Annotated in this window: 14 protein-coding genes; 7 read left to right on the top strand and 7 right to left on the bottom strand. The window is 71.3% G+C overall.

The genetic code is table 11. The features are described 5' to 3' along the window. Positions 1-49 precede the first annotated feature (49 nt). The 5 genes from N8J89_RS11295 to N8J89_RS11275 all read right to left on the bottom strand — a co-directional run bounded on the left by N8J89_RS11295 (position 50) and on the right by N8J89_RS11275 (position 6,507). A complete protein-coding gene (locus N8J89_RS11295; RefSeq protein WP_283664284.1) occupies positions 50-1,804 on the bottom strand; it encodes a hypothetical protein in 1,755 nt (584 codons plus the stop codon). A gap of 63 nt (positions 1,805-1,867) precedes the next feature. Next, entirely contained in the window at positions 1,868-2,887 is a 1,020-nt protein-coding gene (locus N8J89_RS11290) for an ABC transporter permease (protein WP_283664283.1), read from the bottom strand. Next, complete coding sequence (locus N8J89_RS11285; protein WP_283664282.1) at positions 2,884-4,422, bottom strand: sugar ABC transporter ATP-binding protein; 1,539 nt, start codon at positions 4,420-4,422, stop codon at positions 2,884-2,886. Before N8J89_RS11285 ends, N8J89_RS11290 begins: the two co-directional genes overlap by 4 nt. A gap of 10 nt (positions 4,423-4,432) precedes the next feature. Continuing rightward, positions 4,433-5,392 carry a sugar ABC transporter substrate-binding protein gene (locus N8J89_RS11280; RefSeq protein WP_283664281.1) on the bottom strand — a complete coding sequence of 320 codons (960 nt, stop codon included), beginning with the start codon at positions 5,390-5,392 and terminating at the stop codon, positions 4,433-4,435. Between the two features lie 41 nt (positions 5,393-5,433). Further along, positions 5,434-6,507 (bottom strand): LacI family DNA-binding transcriptional regulator, encoded by a 1,074-nt coding sequence (locus N8J89_RS11275; protein ID WP_283664280.1) that lies wholly within the window; start codon positions 6,505-6,507, stop codon positions 5,434-5,436. 186 nt (positions 6,508-6,693) lie between these two features. Here N8J89_RS11275 and N8J89_RS11270 point away from each other — a divergent pair, with 186 nt between their 5' ends. Beyond that, positions 6,694-7,410, top strand: coding sequence for a VOC family protein (locus tag N8J89_RS11270; RefSeq protein WP_283664279.1), 717 nt, complete (start codon positions 6,694-6,696; stop codon positions 7,408-7,410). Positions 7,411-7,457: 47 nt separating this feature from the next. Here the strand turns inward: N8J89_RS11270 and N8J89_RS11265 are convergent, their stop codons facing one another. Next, positions 7,458-8,006, bottom strand: a complete 549-nt coding sequence (locus N8J89_RS11265; RefSeq protein WP_283664278.1) for a snapalysin family zinc-dependent metalloprotease — start codon at positions 8,004-8,006, stop codon at positions 7,458-7,460. A 121-nt stretch (positions 8,007-8,127) separates the two neighbouring features. Further along, positions 8,128-8,478, bottom strand: coding sequence for a hypothetical protein (locus tag N8J89_RS11260; protein WP_283664277.1), 351 nt, complete (start codon positions 8,476-8,478; stop codon positions 8,128-8,130). A gap of 30 nt (positions 8,479-8,508) precedes the next feature. On the opposite strand from N8J89_RS11260, the gene N8J89_RS11255 reads away from it, so the two are divergent. The 6 genes from N8J89_RS11255 (at position 8,509) to N8J89_RS11230 (ending at position 15,058) form a co-directional block, all read left to right on the top strand. Further along, positions 8,509-9,480 (top strand): o-succinylbenzoate synthase, encoded by a 972-nt coding sequence (locus N8J89_RS11255; RefSeq protein ID WP_283664276.1) that lies wholly within the window; start codon positions 8,509-8,511, stop codon positions 9,478-9,480. A 70-nt stretch (positions 9,481-9,550) separates the two neighbouring features. Continuing rightward, complete coding sequence (locus N8J89_RS11250; RefSeq protein ID WP_283664275.1) at positions 9,551-10,327, top strand: DeoR/GlpR family DNA-binding transcription regulator; 777 nt, start codon at positions 9,551-9,553, stop codon at positions 10,325-10,327. Positions 10,328-10,433: 106 nt separating this feature from the next. Further along, positions 10,434-11,516, top strand: coding sequence for an ABC transporter substrate-binding protein (locus N8J89_RS11245; protein WP_283664274.1), 1,083 nt, complete (start codon positions 10,434-10,436; stop codon positions 11,514-11,516). After that, on the top strand, positions 11,506-13,062 hold the full coding sequence (locus tag N8J89_RS11240; RefSeq protein WP_283664273.1) for a sugar ABC transporter ATP-binding protein: 1,557 nt from the start codon (positions 11,506-11,508) through the stop codon (positions 13,060-13,062). The genes N8J89_RS11245 and N8J89_RS11240 overlap by 11 nt, the downstream gene beginning before the upstream one ends. Then, positions 13,059-14,027: an ABC transporter permease gene (locus N8J89_RS11235; protein WP_283664272.1), complete on the top strand. Its 969-nt coding sequence runs from the start codon at positions 13,059-13,061 to the stop codon at positions 14,025-14,027. Before N8J89_RS11240 ends, N8J89_RS11235 begins: the two co-directional genes overlap by 4 nt. Next, positions 14,024-15,058: an ABC transporter permease gene (locus N8J89_RS11230; protein ID WP_283664271.1), complete on the top strand. Its 1,035-nt coding sequence runs from the start codon at positions 14,024-14,026 to the stop codon at positions 15,056-15,058. Before N8J89_RS11235 ends, N8J89_RS11230 begins: the two co-directional genes overlap by 4 nt. Positions 15,059-15,443 lie beyond the last annotated feature (385 nt).

Genomic DNA, 15,443 nt, shown 5'->3' with positions numbered 1-15,443 from the left:
AACCGGATCGTGGTTGTTCCGGCAAGCGGGTGTGAATCAACCGGGCGCGCTAATCCAGCGAGAAGACGTACGCGTCGTCGTGCACCCGTTTCACCGTCACGTTCAGCTCCCCCAGCTCCGCGGTCTGGGCCCGCCGGAACGCCGGGTTGTTGCGCGGCCGGTTGTGCACCACCACCGTGCGCACGCCCAACTGCCGCAGGTGCGCGATGCTCTCCCGGTCCGGGAAGTTCTTGGTCTTCTTGCGCAGCTCGTCGGTGATCCTGGGCAGGAAACCGCTGCCGCCGTTGGCCAGCACCGGGAAGCCGTCGGTGGAGAAGAACATGGTCTGCTGGTCCTCGATCTGCTCCGAGGGCAGGATCAGCGCCGGGGAGCGCAGCGTGCTCATCGCGACGGGGGCGATGGGCACCTCGGGGTGGGCGGTGCGGTTGGCGCCTTCGCCCAGTACCAGCAGGGCGGGCAGCACCAGGGCGACGGCGAGCAGCGGCCGGGAGCGCCGGGTCTGGGCGGCACGTTCGGCGAGGTGGGTGACGCCGCCCGCGGCGAGCAGGCCGAGCAGCAGGGTGGTCCACAGGACCAGGCGGCTGGGGGTGCGGATGGCGTCCCAGGCCGGGAGGTAGTGGTAGAGCAACAGGTAGGTGTACTCGCCGTCGCCGATCACCTTGGTGCCCAAGGCCAGCACCACCGAGACCGCGGTGCCCACGGTGAGCCACAGGCGGACCTTGCGGGACCAGGCGGAGACCAGCAGGCCGAAGACGGCCAGGGTGAGCAGGATGATGCCGACCAGCAGGGTCATCTCGGCGGGGGCGGCCAGGTCGGCGCGGCCGCGTTCGCTGACCTCGCCCCAGATCGCGGACTCGCCGGGGGCCAGGAAGAAGCCGTACCAGGGTGGGCTGTGCACGTCGACGTCCCACAGGCTGCGGCGGGCGTCCGGGTTGGCCTCCAGCACCCGCAGGTAGGGCAGGCCCATCAGGACCGAGACCGCGGCGAAGGACAGGCCGCCTGCCAGGTCCGCGCCGAGCAGGCGGCGGGGGAAGGGCGGCCGGCCGGTGGTGAACCAGCGGATCGCGGAGACCAGGACCAGGCCGGCCAGCACGTAGGCGAAGGGCAGGCCGACGCCGAAGCCCAGGGTCATCTGCCAGGCCGCGACCAGCCAGCCGGCCAGCGCCCAGCCGGGACGGGCGCGGTCGGGTCGGTAGCCCTCGCGCAGGCTGAAGCCGTGGCCGCGGGCCAGCATGGCCAGGGCCAGCACGATGCCGCCGGTGGACAGGATGTTCAGGTGGCCGCCGTGCGCCAGCCGCCACGGCGCGAAGGCGAAGGCGAAACCCGCCACCGCGGCACCCTGCCAGCTCGCGCCCAGCTGCCTGGCCAGCGCGTACCCGCCCGCGCAGGCCAGCGCGTAGGCGAGGATGAACAGCAGGTTGTACCGGACCAGCGCGGCCTCAGGACCTTCGCCGATGAGTCCGGCCGGGGCGTAGCCGAGCAGGCTGTCGCTGTAGGCCAGTGCGTCCTTGGCCGGGAAGAACGCGTTGGTCTGCCACAGGCTGCCGGGGTCGGTGAGCAGCGCGTGGCCGTTCCAGGCGACCTGCCAGGCCTGGAGCAGCGGGTCGGCGGTGTCCTGCGGGATGGTGGTGCTCAGCCCGGCCAGCGTCGGCCAGGTCATCACCATCGCGACAACCAGGGCGAAGACACTGGCCAGCACCGGCTCGGCGGTCAGCCAGCCGCGCAGCCGGGCCGCGAAAACCGCCCCCGAGGTGGCCTGGGGGCGGTCTGCCAGCGCGGTCGTGGACCGTTGATATTTGTTCACCACCGTGAAATACGCTCCGGATTGCCGTGAGGTTGCCTAGGCGGACCCGGCAGCCTACTGATCTCACATCACGGAGTTGAGACGAGTGGCGAACCGGCGGCGGTAGGCGTCCAGCACCACCGCCACGATGATCACCCCGCCGGTGATCATGGTGCGCTGGAAGTCGGAGACGCCCAGCAGGATCAGGCCGTTGCTGAGCACGCCGAGCAGGCAGGCGCCGAGCAGGGTGCCGATCATCGAGCCGCGGCCGCCGGTGAGGCTGGCCCCGCCGATGACCACCGCGGCGATCGCGTTGAGCTCGTAGCCGTTGCCCAGGATCGGGCTGGCGATGTTGAGCCGGGCCATGTAGACCACCGCGGCGATGCCCACGCACACCCCGGCGATGACGAACACGCTGACCTTGACCCAGCCGGTGCGGTGCCCGGCCAGCCGGACCGCCTCCTCGTTGGTGCCCACCGCGTACACCAGCCGCCCGTACACGGTGCGGCTCAACACGAAGGCGCCCAATCCGACCAGCGCCAGCGCCACCACGAACACCGCGGGCAGGCCGAGGAAGGTGGCGGTGCCGAACAGGGTCAGCTCGCGCGGCAGGTTGTAGATGGTCTGCGCGCCGGTGTACTCCTGGGCCGCGCCGCGGGCCACGTAGAGCATGCCGAGGGTGACGATGAAGGCGGGCACCTTCCAGCGTTCGGTGACCGCGCCGTTGACGAGTCCGCACAGCGCGCCGACCAGCACCGCGGCCAGCACGCCCAGCAGCAACCCGGTGCCGGGGCTGAGCGCGTCCCAGGTCATCAGGCTGCCCGAGACCACCGCGCACAGCGCCAGTACCGAGCCGACCGACAGGTCGATGCCGCCGACCAGCACCACGAAGGTCATGCCGACGGCGAGGATGGTGTTGAGGGTGATCTGGGTCATGATGTTGCGGATGTTCTGACCGGTGCCGAACTGCGGGGCGAAGACCAGGAACACCACGACCAGCAGCAGCAGCGCCACTCCGATCCCGGCCTCGCCGAGCACCTGGCCCAGCACCCGGTTGCGCGATCGGGGCGGCGCGGGCGCCTCCGTGGTCAGCAGGTCGGTCATCGACTCGGCCCGTCCTCTTCGTCGGTGGTGGTCAGGTAGCCCGAGTAGGCCAGGGCCAGGATCTTCTCCGCGTCGAACTCCGCACGGGTCAGCTCACCGGCCAGCCGGCCGCGGGAGAGCACCAGGATCCGGTCGCAGATGCCCATCAGCTCGGGCAGGTCGGAGGAGACCACCAGCACGCCCTTGCCGCCGTCGGCGAGCTCCAGCAGCAGCCGGTGGATCTCGTAGCGGGCGCCCACGTCGACGCCCCTGGTGGGCTCGTCCACGATGAGCACACCGGGGTCGGCCAGCAGCCACCGTCCCAAGAGGACTTTCTGCTGGTTGCCACCGGAGAGCGCGCGCACCGCCTGCCGGACGCCGGAGGTGCGCACGCCGAGCCGCCCGATGAGGGTGGCGGCCACCTCGTCCTCCAGCTTCCGGTTGCGCAGCCCCCAGTGCGAGACCAGCGGCAGCGCGGCCAGCGAGGTGTTCGCGGCCACCGTCATGTCCAGCAGCAGGCCCTGGTCCTTGCGGTCCTCGGCCAGCATGCCGAGTCCATTGTGGACGGAGCGGACCGGGCGGCCGTTCGGGATCGGCTTGCCGCACACCAGCACCCGGCCACCGGCGCGGCGGTCGGCGCCGTAGAGCGCGCGGACCGCCTCGGTGCGGCCGGAGCCGACCAGCCCGGCCAGGCCGACCACCTCACCGGCGTGCACCACCAGGTCCAGCTCCCCGGTCCCGCCGTGGACCCGCAGCGACTCCGCGCGCAGCAGCTCCGCGCCGGGCGCGCGGGCGGCGTCCTCGCGGGCCGGGAACTCCTGGTCCAGGTCCCGGCCCACCATCAGGCGCACCAGGTCGGCCGCCCCGGTCCCGGCGGCGAGCTGGCTGGCCACGCTCTTGCCGTTGCGCAGCACGGTGATCCGGTCCGCGATGGCCAGCACCTCGGCCAGGTGGTGGGAGATGAACACGATCGCGGTGCCCGCCGCGGCCAGCTCGCGCAGGATGGCCAGCAGCCGGTCGGACTCCGCGCCGGTGAGCGCCGCGGTGGGCTCGTCCAGCACCAGCAGCCTGCTGTCGGCGGCCAGCGCGCGGGCGATCTCCACCAGCTGCCTGGCGGCCAGGCCGAGGCGGCCGACCGGGGTGCGCGGGTCGACCGAGAGGCCGACCCGCGCCAGCAGCTCGACGGCGTCCTGGCGGATCTTCTTCTTGTCCACCAGGCCGAACCGCCGGGGCAGGTGCTCGAAGAACAGGTTCTCCGCGACCGACAGCTCGGGCAGCAGCGCCAGTTCCTGGTGCACCACCCTGATCCCGGCGCGCAGCGCGTCGGCCGGACCGGCCGGGGCGTGCGGGACGCCGTCGAAGGTCATCTCGCCCTCGTCCGGCTGGTCCATGCCGGAGAGGCACCGGACCACGGTGGACTTGCCAGCGCCGTTCTCCCCCACCAGGGCGTGGATCTCACCCGGCGCGACCTCGAGGTCGACACCGGCCAGCGCGATCACACCGGGGTAGCGTTTGCCGAGTCCGGACAGGCGCAGCAGCGGTTCCCGCACGAGCACCCGGTCCGCCTCAGCCCGCGGAGGACTTGGTCTTGACCTCGACCGGGGTCTTCTGCCAGCCGGTGACCTTCTCGCCCTTGACCATGCGGATGGCCTGGTCGATGCCGCGGGCGGCCTGCGAGGTGGCGTGCTGCTCCACGGTGGCCACCACGGAACCGTTCTGCAGCAACGGCTTGATCGCCGGGATGTTGTCGAAGGAGGCGACCTTCACCTTGCCACCCAGCCCGGCCTCCTCGATCGCCTTGACCGCGCCCAGCGCCATGCTGTCGTTGGCCGCGAGCACGCCCTTGACGTCGGCGTTGGCGGTGAGCAGCGCGCCGAGCACCGAGTGCGCCTGGTCGGTCTCCCAGTTGGCGGTGCGGGAGGCGACCAGCACCAGCTGGTGCTCCTGGATGGCGTCCTTGAAGCCCTTGACCCGCAGCTCGCCGTTGGCCGCGCCGGGGATGCCCTCCAGGATGATCACCTTGCTGCGCGGGCCGAGCACCTTGGCCAGCTCGACCCCGGCCAGCCGGGCGCCCTCGCGGTTGTCCGGCCCGACGAAGGGCACGTCCAGGTTGGCCTGGCGCAGCGCGCCGGCCTCCAGCTCGACGTCGATGTTGACCACCTTGATGCCGGCGTCCACGGCCTTCTTCACCGAGGCGATCAGCGCGGTGGAGTCGGCGGGGGCGAGCACGATCGCGTCCACCTTCTGCGTGACGCACTTCTCGACCTCGGCGACCTGACCGTCCACATCGGTCTCGTTCGGGATGCCGCTGGCGGTCAGCTTGATGCCGCCCTGGCCCGCGACGTAGTCCTCGGCGCCCTTCTTCATGTTCTTGAAGAACTCGTTCGCCAGGGACTTCATCACCAGGCAGATCTTGGGGTCACCACTGGACGGGGGCACGGTCAGCCCGTTGCCCTCCTGGCCGCAGGCGGCCGCGGTCAGGGCGATGGCGGCCGCGGCGGCGACGACAGAGGATTTCCTCGGCACGGACGAACTCCTTGGGGGGCTTCGCGAATGATGGCTGGTTGTCAGCGCTCGGCGGAGTGGGGCAGGGGGACGGCAACCGGCGGCGCGGGGGCCGAGCAGCCGCCGCCGGCGGGGTCAGGGCAGCCGCAGGAGCCGCGGCGCAGCAGGGAGGTGGGCAGCACGATCCGTTTGCCTGCCGGGTTCTCCGCGTCCAGCAAGAGTTTCACCGCGGTCTGGCTGAGCGCGGCCAGCGGCTGGCTGACCGTGGTGAGCGCGGGCACCGGGTAGGCCGAGCCGGCGATGCCGTCGAAGGAGGCGATGGCGATGTCCTCCGGCACCCGCAGGCCCAGTTCCAGCACCGCTCGCAGCACCCCGACGGCCTGTTCGTCGCTGGTGACGAAGATGGCGTCCGGACGCTGCGCCGAGGTCAGGCCGGTGAGCAGCTCGGTGGCCGCGGTGTAGGCCGACATCCGGCCAAAAGGCGTGTGCAGCAAGGGAAGCGCGTCCGGGTCGACCTCGGCGGCGATCAGCGCGGACCGCCAGCCGAGCACCCGGTCGTCGGTGGGCGAGGCGCAGTGCGGCCCGGCCACGCAGGCGATCCGCCGCCGCCCGTGCGAGAGCAGGTGCTCCACCGCCGTCCGCGAGCCGCCGATGTGGTCGGCGACCACGGTGCCCGCGGCCAGCCGGGGCAGCTCGCGGTCGACCAGCACGCACCGCACCCCTGAAGACACCAGGTCCTCGACGCACCGGGTGGGCGCGCAGGCGGGGATCAGCATCAACCCGTCGATCTTGCGGTCCAGCAGGGTGCGCACCTGCTCGGCCTCCCGGTCCGGGTCCTCCCGGGAGTTGGCCAGCAACAGCGAGTGCCCGGCGGCGAAGGTGTCCTCGGCGATCTGGGCGGCCAGCTCGGCGAAGAACGGGTTGGCGTTGTCCGGCACCAGCAGGCCCAGGGTCCGGGTCCGGTTGGTGCGCAGCGAGCGGGCGACCGCGTTGGGCCGGTAGCCCAGCTCCTCGATCGCGGCCAGCACCCGGTCCCGGGTGGCCGGCGCGACGTTGCGGGGACCGGCGTTGAGCACGTAGCTGACCACCGACTCCGAAGTGCCGGCCAGCCGCGCGACATCGCGCCGAGTAACCACGAACCGCTCTTTCAACTCGTGTTGATGACGCCGGAACGAGATCACGGATTGGTGTCGGAGCGCAACCCGCCTGATTCGAAACCCTACGACCGGACGGTATGGCGAACGTGCGCGGGGGCCGATTCCGGTAATGGGCCAGCTCGGAATCGCGTTGCACACCTCTGGCGCAGCTCTTAGCGTGGCCGGATGCCCGCCACCCTGCTCGCGCTCGGCTTCGACGCCAAGGACCCCGCCGGTCTAGCCCGCTTCTGGGCAGGCGTCCTGAACTGGGAGATCGCGCCGGACGCCCTCGGCGGCATCGCGCTGCTGCCCGATGATGACACCGGCTTCCGGATCAGATTCCTGCCGACCGGGGCGGACAAGCTCGGCCCGAACCAGACGCACTTCGACCTGACCAGCACCTCCGCCGAGGACCAGCAGGCCACGGTCGCGCGGGCGCTGGCGCTGGGCGGCAGGCACCTCGACATCGGCCAGCGCCCGGAGGAAGGCCACATCGTGCTGGCCGACCCGGAGGGCAACGAGTTCTGCGTGATCGAGGCAGGCAACAACTTCCTGGCCGACTGCGGGTTCATCGGCGCGCTCTCCTCCGACGGCACCCAGCAGGTCGGCTACTTCTGGAGCGAGGCGCTGGGCTGGCCGCTGGTCTGGGACCAGGACCAGGAGACCGCGATCCGCTCCCCGCACGGCGGGCCCAAGATCACCTGGGGCGGGCCGCCGGTGGCCCCGAAGCTGGGCAAGAACCGGCTGCACTTCGACCTCGTGCCGGTGGACAGCGACCTGGCCACCGAGGTGGAGCGGCTGGTCTCGTTGGGGGCCAAGCGGATCGACCTCGGCCAGGGCGAGGTGGACTGGGTGCCGATGGCCGATCCGGACGGCAACGAGTTCTGCGTGCACCCGGCCTGACGGCCCGGACCACCGCGCGGTCCGGGCCGTCGGCACCGGCTGGTCGCTTACGCGGCCGCCAGTTCCCGGTCGTACACCGTGGACTCGATGCTCGACGGGCTGAAGCCGCCCGCGAACAGCTGGTTCACCCGCGCCGCCTCCTGGGCGTTCGGGTTGGGGTTGCGGCAGCTGGTGCCCGCGCTGCCGCCGGACATCAGCTGCGAGCAGACGCCGTTGTAGTTGTCCGGCAGGCCGAGGATGTGCCCGATCTCGTGCGCCATGATGCGCAGCGCGTAGTGACCGGCGTTGACGTCGTTGCGGTCGATGTAGACCAGGCCGCGCCCCAGGCCCTGCGGGTAGGCCCGGCTGCCGCCGCCGGTGGTGACCCGGATGGTCATGGTGGCCGAACCACCGGAGACCAGGCGGACGTTGGGCACCCGCTGGTTCCAGATCTGGGCCGCCTGGTCCGCGGTGCCCCGGTACTCACCGGCGCCGCTGGCGTTGTAGTAGACGGTGCGGGCCTGCGGGGCGGCGATCGCCGAGGGGGTCAGGCCGATCAGCGTGATCAGGGACAGCAGGGTGGCTGCCAGGATTCCGAGTACGCGTTTGGTTGTCATGTGGGCTCCTTGCCGGCAGGGGGTCGCAAGAAGTCGCGCTGTCTGAGCAGGGATGCAGTCGATTGCGCGATCAATTCAATTTAAGTCGCGCCGGTGGTTCGGGGGATATCAGACTTTGGTATCAGGCCTGGTGATGACTCATCGCGTCGGCCAGGTGCCGGGCCAGGCGGGCGGCCTGGTCGCGGTCCAGGACCAGGGTCCAGGAGTCCGCGGGCAGGGTGGCGGTGAGCGTGGTGTCCCCCGCTGGACCTGGGGTCAGGGACAAGCCGCCCTGGACGCACGGGGTGTTGGTGCGCAGCGACTTGGCCAGTGTCCTGGCGGCCTGCGGGGTCAGCGCGAAGTCGTACTGCTGGGTGCAGCCCAGGCGCAGGTGCAGGCCGTCGGGGGTGTGGGCCAGCTGGCTCACACAGGTGCCCCGGCTGTCCTGGGCGGTCCAGGTCCGGTAGAAGGCGGGCAGGTGCCAGGTGCGCATCGAGCACAGTATTCGGGTAGGACTGTCCCGATGCGACCCGGAGGTGCCGTGCACGTCTACTCGATCCCGCTGCGCACCCGGTTCCGCGGCATCACCGTCCGGGAGGGCCTGCTGCTGCCCGGACCGGCGGGCTGGGGCGAGTTCTGCCCGTTCGAGGACTACGACGACGAGGTCTCCGCCCGCTGGCTGGCCACCGCGGTGGAGGCCGCCGAGCTGGGCTGGCCGGAGCCGGTGCGGGAACGGATCCCGGTGAACTGCACGGTGCCGGTGGTCTCCGCCGAGCGGGCCTTCCGGCTGGTCCGCGAGTCCGGCTGCGGCACGGCCAAGGTCAAGGTGGCCGACCACCCGGACTCGCTGGCCGAGGACCTGGAGCGGCTGGCCGCGGTGCGGGACGCGCTCGGGCCGGGCGGGGCGGTCCGGGTGGACGCCAACGCGGTGTGGGACGTGGACACCGCGGTGCGCTGGATCAAGCGGATGGCTGTCGCGGCCGGTGGACTGGAGTACGTGGAGCAGCCCTGCCGGACCGTGGAGGAGCTGACCCAGGTGCGGCGGCGGGTGGACGTGCGGATCGCGGCGGACGAGTCGATCCGGCGGGCCGCCGACCCGCTGCGCGCGGGCGTGCGCGAGGCCGCGGACATCGCGGTGATCAAGTGCACGCCGCTGGGCGGGGTGCGGCAGGCGCTGCGGGTGGCCGAGTCGACCGGGCTGCCCTGCGTGGTGTCCTCGGCGCTGGAGAGCAGCGTCGGGCTGGCCGCGCAGCTGGCGCTGGCCGGCGCCCTGCCGGAGCTGGAGTTCGCCTGCGGGCTGGGCACGCTCTCACTGTTCACCGGCGACGTGACCAGGGAGTCGCTGCGGCCGGTGGACGGCTACCTGCCGGTGCCGCGCGCCGCGCCGCGGCCGGATCCGGACCTGCTGGCCGAGCACGCCGCGCCGCCGGAGCGGGCCGAGCACTGGAGAACGCGGTACCAGCGGGTGCGGGCCGTCCTGAACCGGCCACGCTGAGATACCGAAACGGCCAAGACCGGGGTGTCACTGGGTGCCCCGACCGATTGTGTCCGTTTACGATCGCCTCGTGTTCGCTGACGAGCGCCGACAGGTGATCCTGGAGCTGGTTCGCTCCAACGGCGCTGTCTCGTTGCGCGAGCTGGCCCGGATCGTGAAGACCAGTGAGGTCACCGTCCGCAGGGACCTGCGCCAGCTGGAGGGCGAGGGCCTGCTGACCCGGCGGCACGGCGGCGCGGTGGCCACCGACCGCCCGGCCTACGAGCCGACGCACACCGAGAAGACCCACGTGGCCAGCGAGGAGAAGGCCGCCATCGCGGACCTGGCCGCCGAGCTGGTCGCGCCGGGCGATGCCATCGTGCTCGGCGCGGGCACCACCACCCAGGCGCTGGCCCGCCGCCTGTCCCGGCTGGCCGAGCTGACCGTGCTGACCAACTCGCTGCTGGTGGCGCAGGCGCTGGCGCGCTCCCGCGGCATCGAGGTGATCATGCCGGGCGGCACCCTGCGCGGCTCGATCTTCGCGCTGGTCGGCACCGCCGCCGAGCAGGGCCTGGCCGGGCTGCGGGTGCAGCGCGCCTTCCTCTCCGGCAACGGGCTCACCGCCGCGCGCGGGCTGTCCACCCCCAACGTCTCGGTCGCCGGCACCGACCGGGCGATGGCCTCGGCGGCCGACGAGATCGTGGTGCTCGCCGACCACACCAAGATCGGCGTGGACACCATGGTGCAGACCGTGCCGCCGGAGTCGATCACCCACCTGGTCACCGACGGGGCCGCGGACGCCGCCGAACTGGCCGCGCTGCGCTCACTCGGCGTCCAGGTGCACATCACCGGTACAGAAACCACATAGTTATGCGATTGCCGACGGAAACCGATCAATTTCGTTCATAGTGACCACCGACCCAGGGGCAACTGGCGTTTCACCGCCCAGTCCATGATCCACGAAGGAGTGGACAATGACTGCTTTGCAGGTTCGATCCCTCAAGTCCAGCGCGGTGCTCGTCGCGGCGGCCGCACTTGTGCTGGCCGGCTGCGCGAACCCGGAGAACTCCGGCAACCCCGGCACCACCGGCGGCGGCGGTGAGCAGGTGACGAAGTCGGCCCAGCCGGAGGGCGGGAGCACCTGCAAGATCGACGCCTACGGCACACCGAAGATCGACCTCAAGGACGCGGTCGTCGGCTTCTCCCAGTCGGAGAAGGAGGCCAACCCGTTCCGCATCGCGGAGACCGCCTCCATCAAGGCCGAGGCGGAGAAGGTCGGCGTCAAGCGGATGCTGACCACCAACGCCAACTCCGACCTCGGCAAGCAGATCTCCGACATCCAGTCCATGCTCGCCCAGGGCGCGCAGCTGCTGATCGTGGCCCCGCTGAACTCCGACGGCCTGGAGCCCGCCCTGCGCGCCGCGCGGGAGAAGAAGGTCCCGGTGCTCACCGTGGACCGCAAGCTCAACGCGGCCAAGCCCTGCGTGGACTACCTGGCCTTCATCGGCTCGGACTTCGTCGACCAGGGCAAGCGCGCCGGTGAGTCGATGATCAAGGTGACCGGCGGCAGCGCCAAGGTGGCCATCCTGCTCGGCTCCTCCGGCAACAACGTCACCACCGACCGCACCAACGGCTTCAAGGACGCCATCAAGGGCACCCCCGGCGTCACCGTGGTGGCCGAGCAGACCGGCGACTTCTCCCGGGAGAAGGGCCAGACCGTGGCCGAGCAGCTGTTGCAGTCCAAGCCGGAGATCAACGCGATCTACGCGGAGAACGACGAGATGGCCATGGGCGCGATCAACGCGATCCGGGCGGCCGGCAAGAAGCCGGGCACGGACGTCAGGGTGGTCTCGGTGGACGGCACCAGGGACGCGGTGCAGGCCATCGTGGACGGCAACATCAACGGCGTGATCGAGTCCAACCCGCGGTTCGGCCCGCTGGCCTTCGCCACCATGCAGAAGTTCCTGGCCGGGGAGGCGATCCCGGAGAAGATCATCATCTCGGACAAGGCCTACGACGCGGCCAACGCCAAGGCAGAGGTCAACGGTGCCTACTGAGGCCGTGCCCGGTCTGACCCCGGCCGTCCTGACGGCGGCCGGGGTGGGCAAGCACTTCGCCGGTGTGCACGCGCTGCGCGAGGTGGACTTCACCCTGCGAGCCGGCCAGGTGCACGCGCTGGTCGGCGAGAACGGCGCGGGCAAGTCCACCCTGATCAAGGTGCTCACCGGGGTGTACCGCCCGGACGGCGGCGAGATCCGCTTCCTCGGCGAGCCGGTCAGCTTCGACCGGCCCGCCGCGGCCCAGGAGGCCGGCATCTCCACGGTGTACCAGGAGGTCAACCTGGTCCCGTCGATGTCGGTGGCGCACAACCTGTTCCTCGGCCGGGAGCCGCGCGGCCGCTTCGGCACGGTGGACTTCGGCCGGATGCGCCGGCAGTCGGCCACATTGCTGGCGGAGCTGGGCATCCCGGTCGACCCGCGCCGGGAGCTGAGCTCGCTCGGCCTCGGCGTGCAGCAGATGGTGGCCATCGCGCGCGCGGTGCAGACCGAGGCGCGCGTGGTGATCATGGACGAGCCGACCTCCTCGCTGGAGCCGCGCGAGGTGGAGACCCTCTTCCAGGTGGTGCGCAGGCTGCACCAGCGCGAGGTGTCGGTGGTCTACGTCAGCCACCGGATGGAGGAGCTCTACACCATCTGCGACTCGGTCACCGTGCTGCGCGACGGCCGCACCGTCCACAGTGGACCGATGAGCGAGGTCAGCAGGCTGGAGCTGGTCGCGCTGATGCTGGGCCGCGAGGTGGCGCAGGTGCGCAGCGAGGGCACCACCGCCTTCTCCGAGGGCCACACCGGCGGCGACGAGTCGCGGCAGCCGGTGTTGCGCGCCAAGGGTCTGCGCAAGCGCGCGGTGCTCACCGGGGTGGACCTGAGCGTGCAGCCGGGCGAGGTGGTCGGCCTCGGCGGACTGCTCGGCTCCGGCCGCACCGAGACGGTCACCGCGCTGGCCGGGCTGCTCACCCTGGACGGCGGCGAGATCAGCGTGGCGGGCAAGCCGCTCAAGGGCGGGTCCACCGCGGCGGCGATCCGCGCGGGCATGGTGCTGGTGCCGGAGGACCGCAAGGCCGAGGGCATCATCCCGCACCTGTCCGTGCGGGAGAACATCGTGCTGGCCGCGCTGCCCCGGCTGTCCAAGGCCGGGATCACCTCGCGCGCCCGGCAGGACAAGGTCGTCGACGTCTTCATGAAACGCCTGCGCATCAAGGCTTCCAGCCCGGAGCAGCGGGTCAGCGAGCTCTCCGGCGGCAACCAGCAGAAGGTGATGCTGGCCCGCTGGCTGGCGGTGGAGCCCAAGGTGCTGCTGCTGGACGAGCCGACCCGCGGCATCGACGTGGGCGCCAAGGCCGAGGTGCAGGCGCTGATCGAGGAGCTGGCCGAGCAGGGCCTGGCCATCGTGATGGTCTCCAGCGAGCTGGACGAGCTGGTCGCCGGCGCGGACCGGGTGGTCGTGCTGCGCGAGGGCGGATCAGTGGCCGAGCTGCGCGGCGACGAGGTCACCGCCGACGGTGTGCTCAACGCGCTCGCCGAGGCCAGAGAGGACAGCGCATGACAACCGCGACGGCCCCGGCGGCCGCCCCCGGCCGGGCCAGGGCCCTCGGCCTGGTCCGCGACTACGGCGTGTACTTCGCGCTGGCCCTGCTGTTCCTGGTGAACCTGGTGGTCACCGACAACTTCCTCACCGCGGACAACCTGCGCACCCAGGCCGTGCAGATGGTGCCGACCCTGGTGGTCGCCCTGGGCATGGCGCTGGTGATCGGCACCAAGGGCGTGGACCTGTCAGTCGGCTCGGTCATGGCGATCACCAGCGCGCTGCTGCCGCTGTACCTGGGCTACGGCGCCGGGCTGTCAGTGGGCGTGTGCCTGCTGGCCGGCGCGGCGGCCGGGCTGCTCAGCGGCTACCTGGTCGCTTTTGTTGGTGTGCAACCGATCGTGGCCACGCTGGCGCTGCTGGTCGGCGGGCGCGGGCTGGCGCTGGTGCTGGCCGGTGGGCAGCTCAAGGACATCCGCAACCCGCAGCTGCGCGAGCTGGGCGCGGGTTCGGTGCTGGGCATCCCGTACACGGTGCTGATCGCCGCGGTGCTCGCGGTGCTGGTCGGCCTGCTGGTCTCCCGGACCACGTTCGGGCGGCAGGTGGTGGCCATCGGCGGCAACCCCAGGGCGGCCCAGTTCGCCGGGCTGCCGGTCAAGCGGGTGCTGGTCACGGTGTACGTGGTCAGCGGCATGCTGGCCGCGATCGCCGGCGTGCTGGCCACCGCGCGCCTGTCCGCCAGCGACCCGTCCCGGCTGGGCGAGCTGATCGAGCTGGCCGCGATCACCGCGGTGGTGGTCGGCGGCACCCCGCTCACCGGTGGCCGGGTGCGCATCCTGGGCACGGTCGCGGGCGCGGCGCTGATGCAGCTGATCGTGGCCACCCTGATCAAGAACGATGTGCCCGCCTCGCTGGCGCAGATGGCCCAGGCACTGATCATCGCGGCCGCGGTGCTGGTGCAGCGAGAAGGGAACGGTTCCCGATGACTCCCGAAGGCCCGCTCGCGGGGCCGGGCATCAAGACCGCCCCCGCGACCGCCCCACCCGCCGAGGCTGCCCGCCGCGGCGAGCAGGCCGCCCGGATCGTCCAGCGGCACGGCGCGCTGATCGTGCTGGCGGTGCTGCTGGCCGTCGGCGGCGCGACCTTCGACACCTTCCTCACCGCCTACAACCTGGGCAACCTGGCCGTGCAGGCCAGCTTCCTCGCGGTGATCGCCCTCGGCATGACGATGGTGATCATCACCGGCGGCATCGACCTGTCGGTCGGCTCGGTCTACGCCCTGTCCGGGGTGCTGGCCGCTTATGGCGCGAGGGAATGGGGCCTGGCGGGTGCGCTGCTGCTGCCACTGGCGGTCAGCGGCGCCATCGGCCTGGCCCAGGGCCTGCTGGTGGGCAAGGCCAAGATGGCCCCGTTCATCGTCACCCTGGGCGGCCTGCTCTTCGCCCGCGGCCTGTTGCAGTTCCTCACCGAGGAGGGCAGCCAGACCTACCTGGTGCCGCAGACCGAGACCGCGTTCCTGGAGCTCGGCCAGGGCAGGCTGTTCGGCATCGGCTTCCCGGTGCTGATCGCGCTGGCGCTGTTCCTCATCGGCGGACTGGTGTTGCAGCGCACCCGCTTCGGCATGCGGCTGTTCGCCATCGGCGGCAGCGAGGACGCCTCCTCGCTGATGGGCCTGCCGGTGGCCCGCACCAAGGTCAGCGTCTACGTCATCTCCGGCCTGCTCGCGGGCTTGGCCGGCACGCTGAACGCGGCGCAGCTCGGTTCCGGCGTCACCGTGATCGGCGTGGGCCTGGAGCTGGAGGCCATCGCCGCGGTGGTCATCGGCGGCACCCTGCTCACCGGCGGCGTCGGCTCGGTGAGCGGCACGCTGGCCGGGGTGGCGCTGCTGTACGTGATCCGGGACGTGATCAACCAGGTCGGCGGCTTCGACTCCAGCATGCAGGCCGTGGTCAACGGCGCGTTCCTGGTGGTCGTGGTGGTCATGCAGACCCTGCTGTCCCGGGCCAGACGCAGGTAGCGCACCGCTTCCTCGAACGGCCCGAGCCACCCCGGTTCGGGCCGTTCGCCGTTGTGCGGCCGCAATCCCGGGCTACCCTCCGCGCCGTGCAGAACCCGTGGACGCGCGGTTACCCAGAAATGGGGACATGGCAGACGGGTGACAGTCACTGCCATGTCATCGATTGCGTGCTGGATGCGTGTTGCATGATGCCGGGTTTGGGGTTTTCCAGCTGAAGAAACCTTCAGGTAACGCTCTTCATATCAAGTATGTCCGTATACCAATGAGTAGCCCGCTGGACCTGATTTGGCCAGCTCAGCGCAACTTTGGTCGCGCCATCCGGACATTCTGACAACCAAAGGTCCGGAGCGACCAAATGGCCTAACTATTTTGGCGTTCGGCCCAG

Origin of the sequence: Crossiella sp. CA-258035 (assembly GCF_030064675.1) — a bacterium.
GTDB lineage: Bacteria > Actinomycetota > Actinomycetes > Mycobacteriales > Pseudonocardiaceae > Crossiella.
Note: the sequence above shows the minus strand (reverse complement) of the source record. Positions and strands in the feature narration are given on the sequence as shown.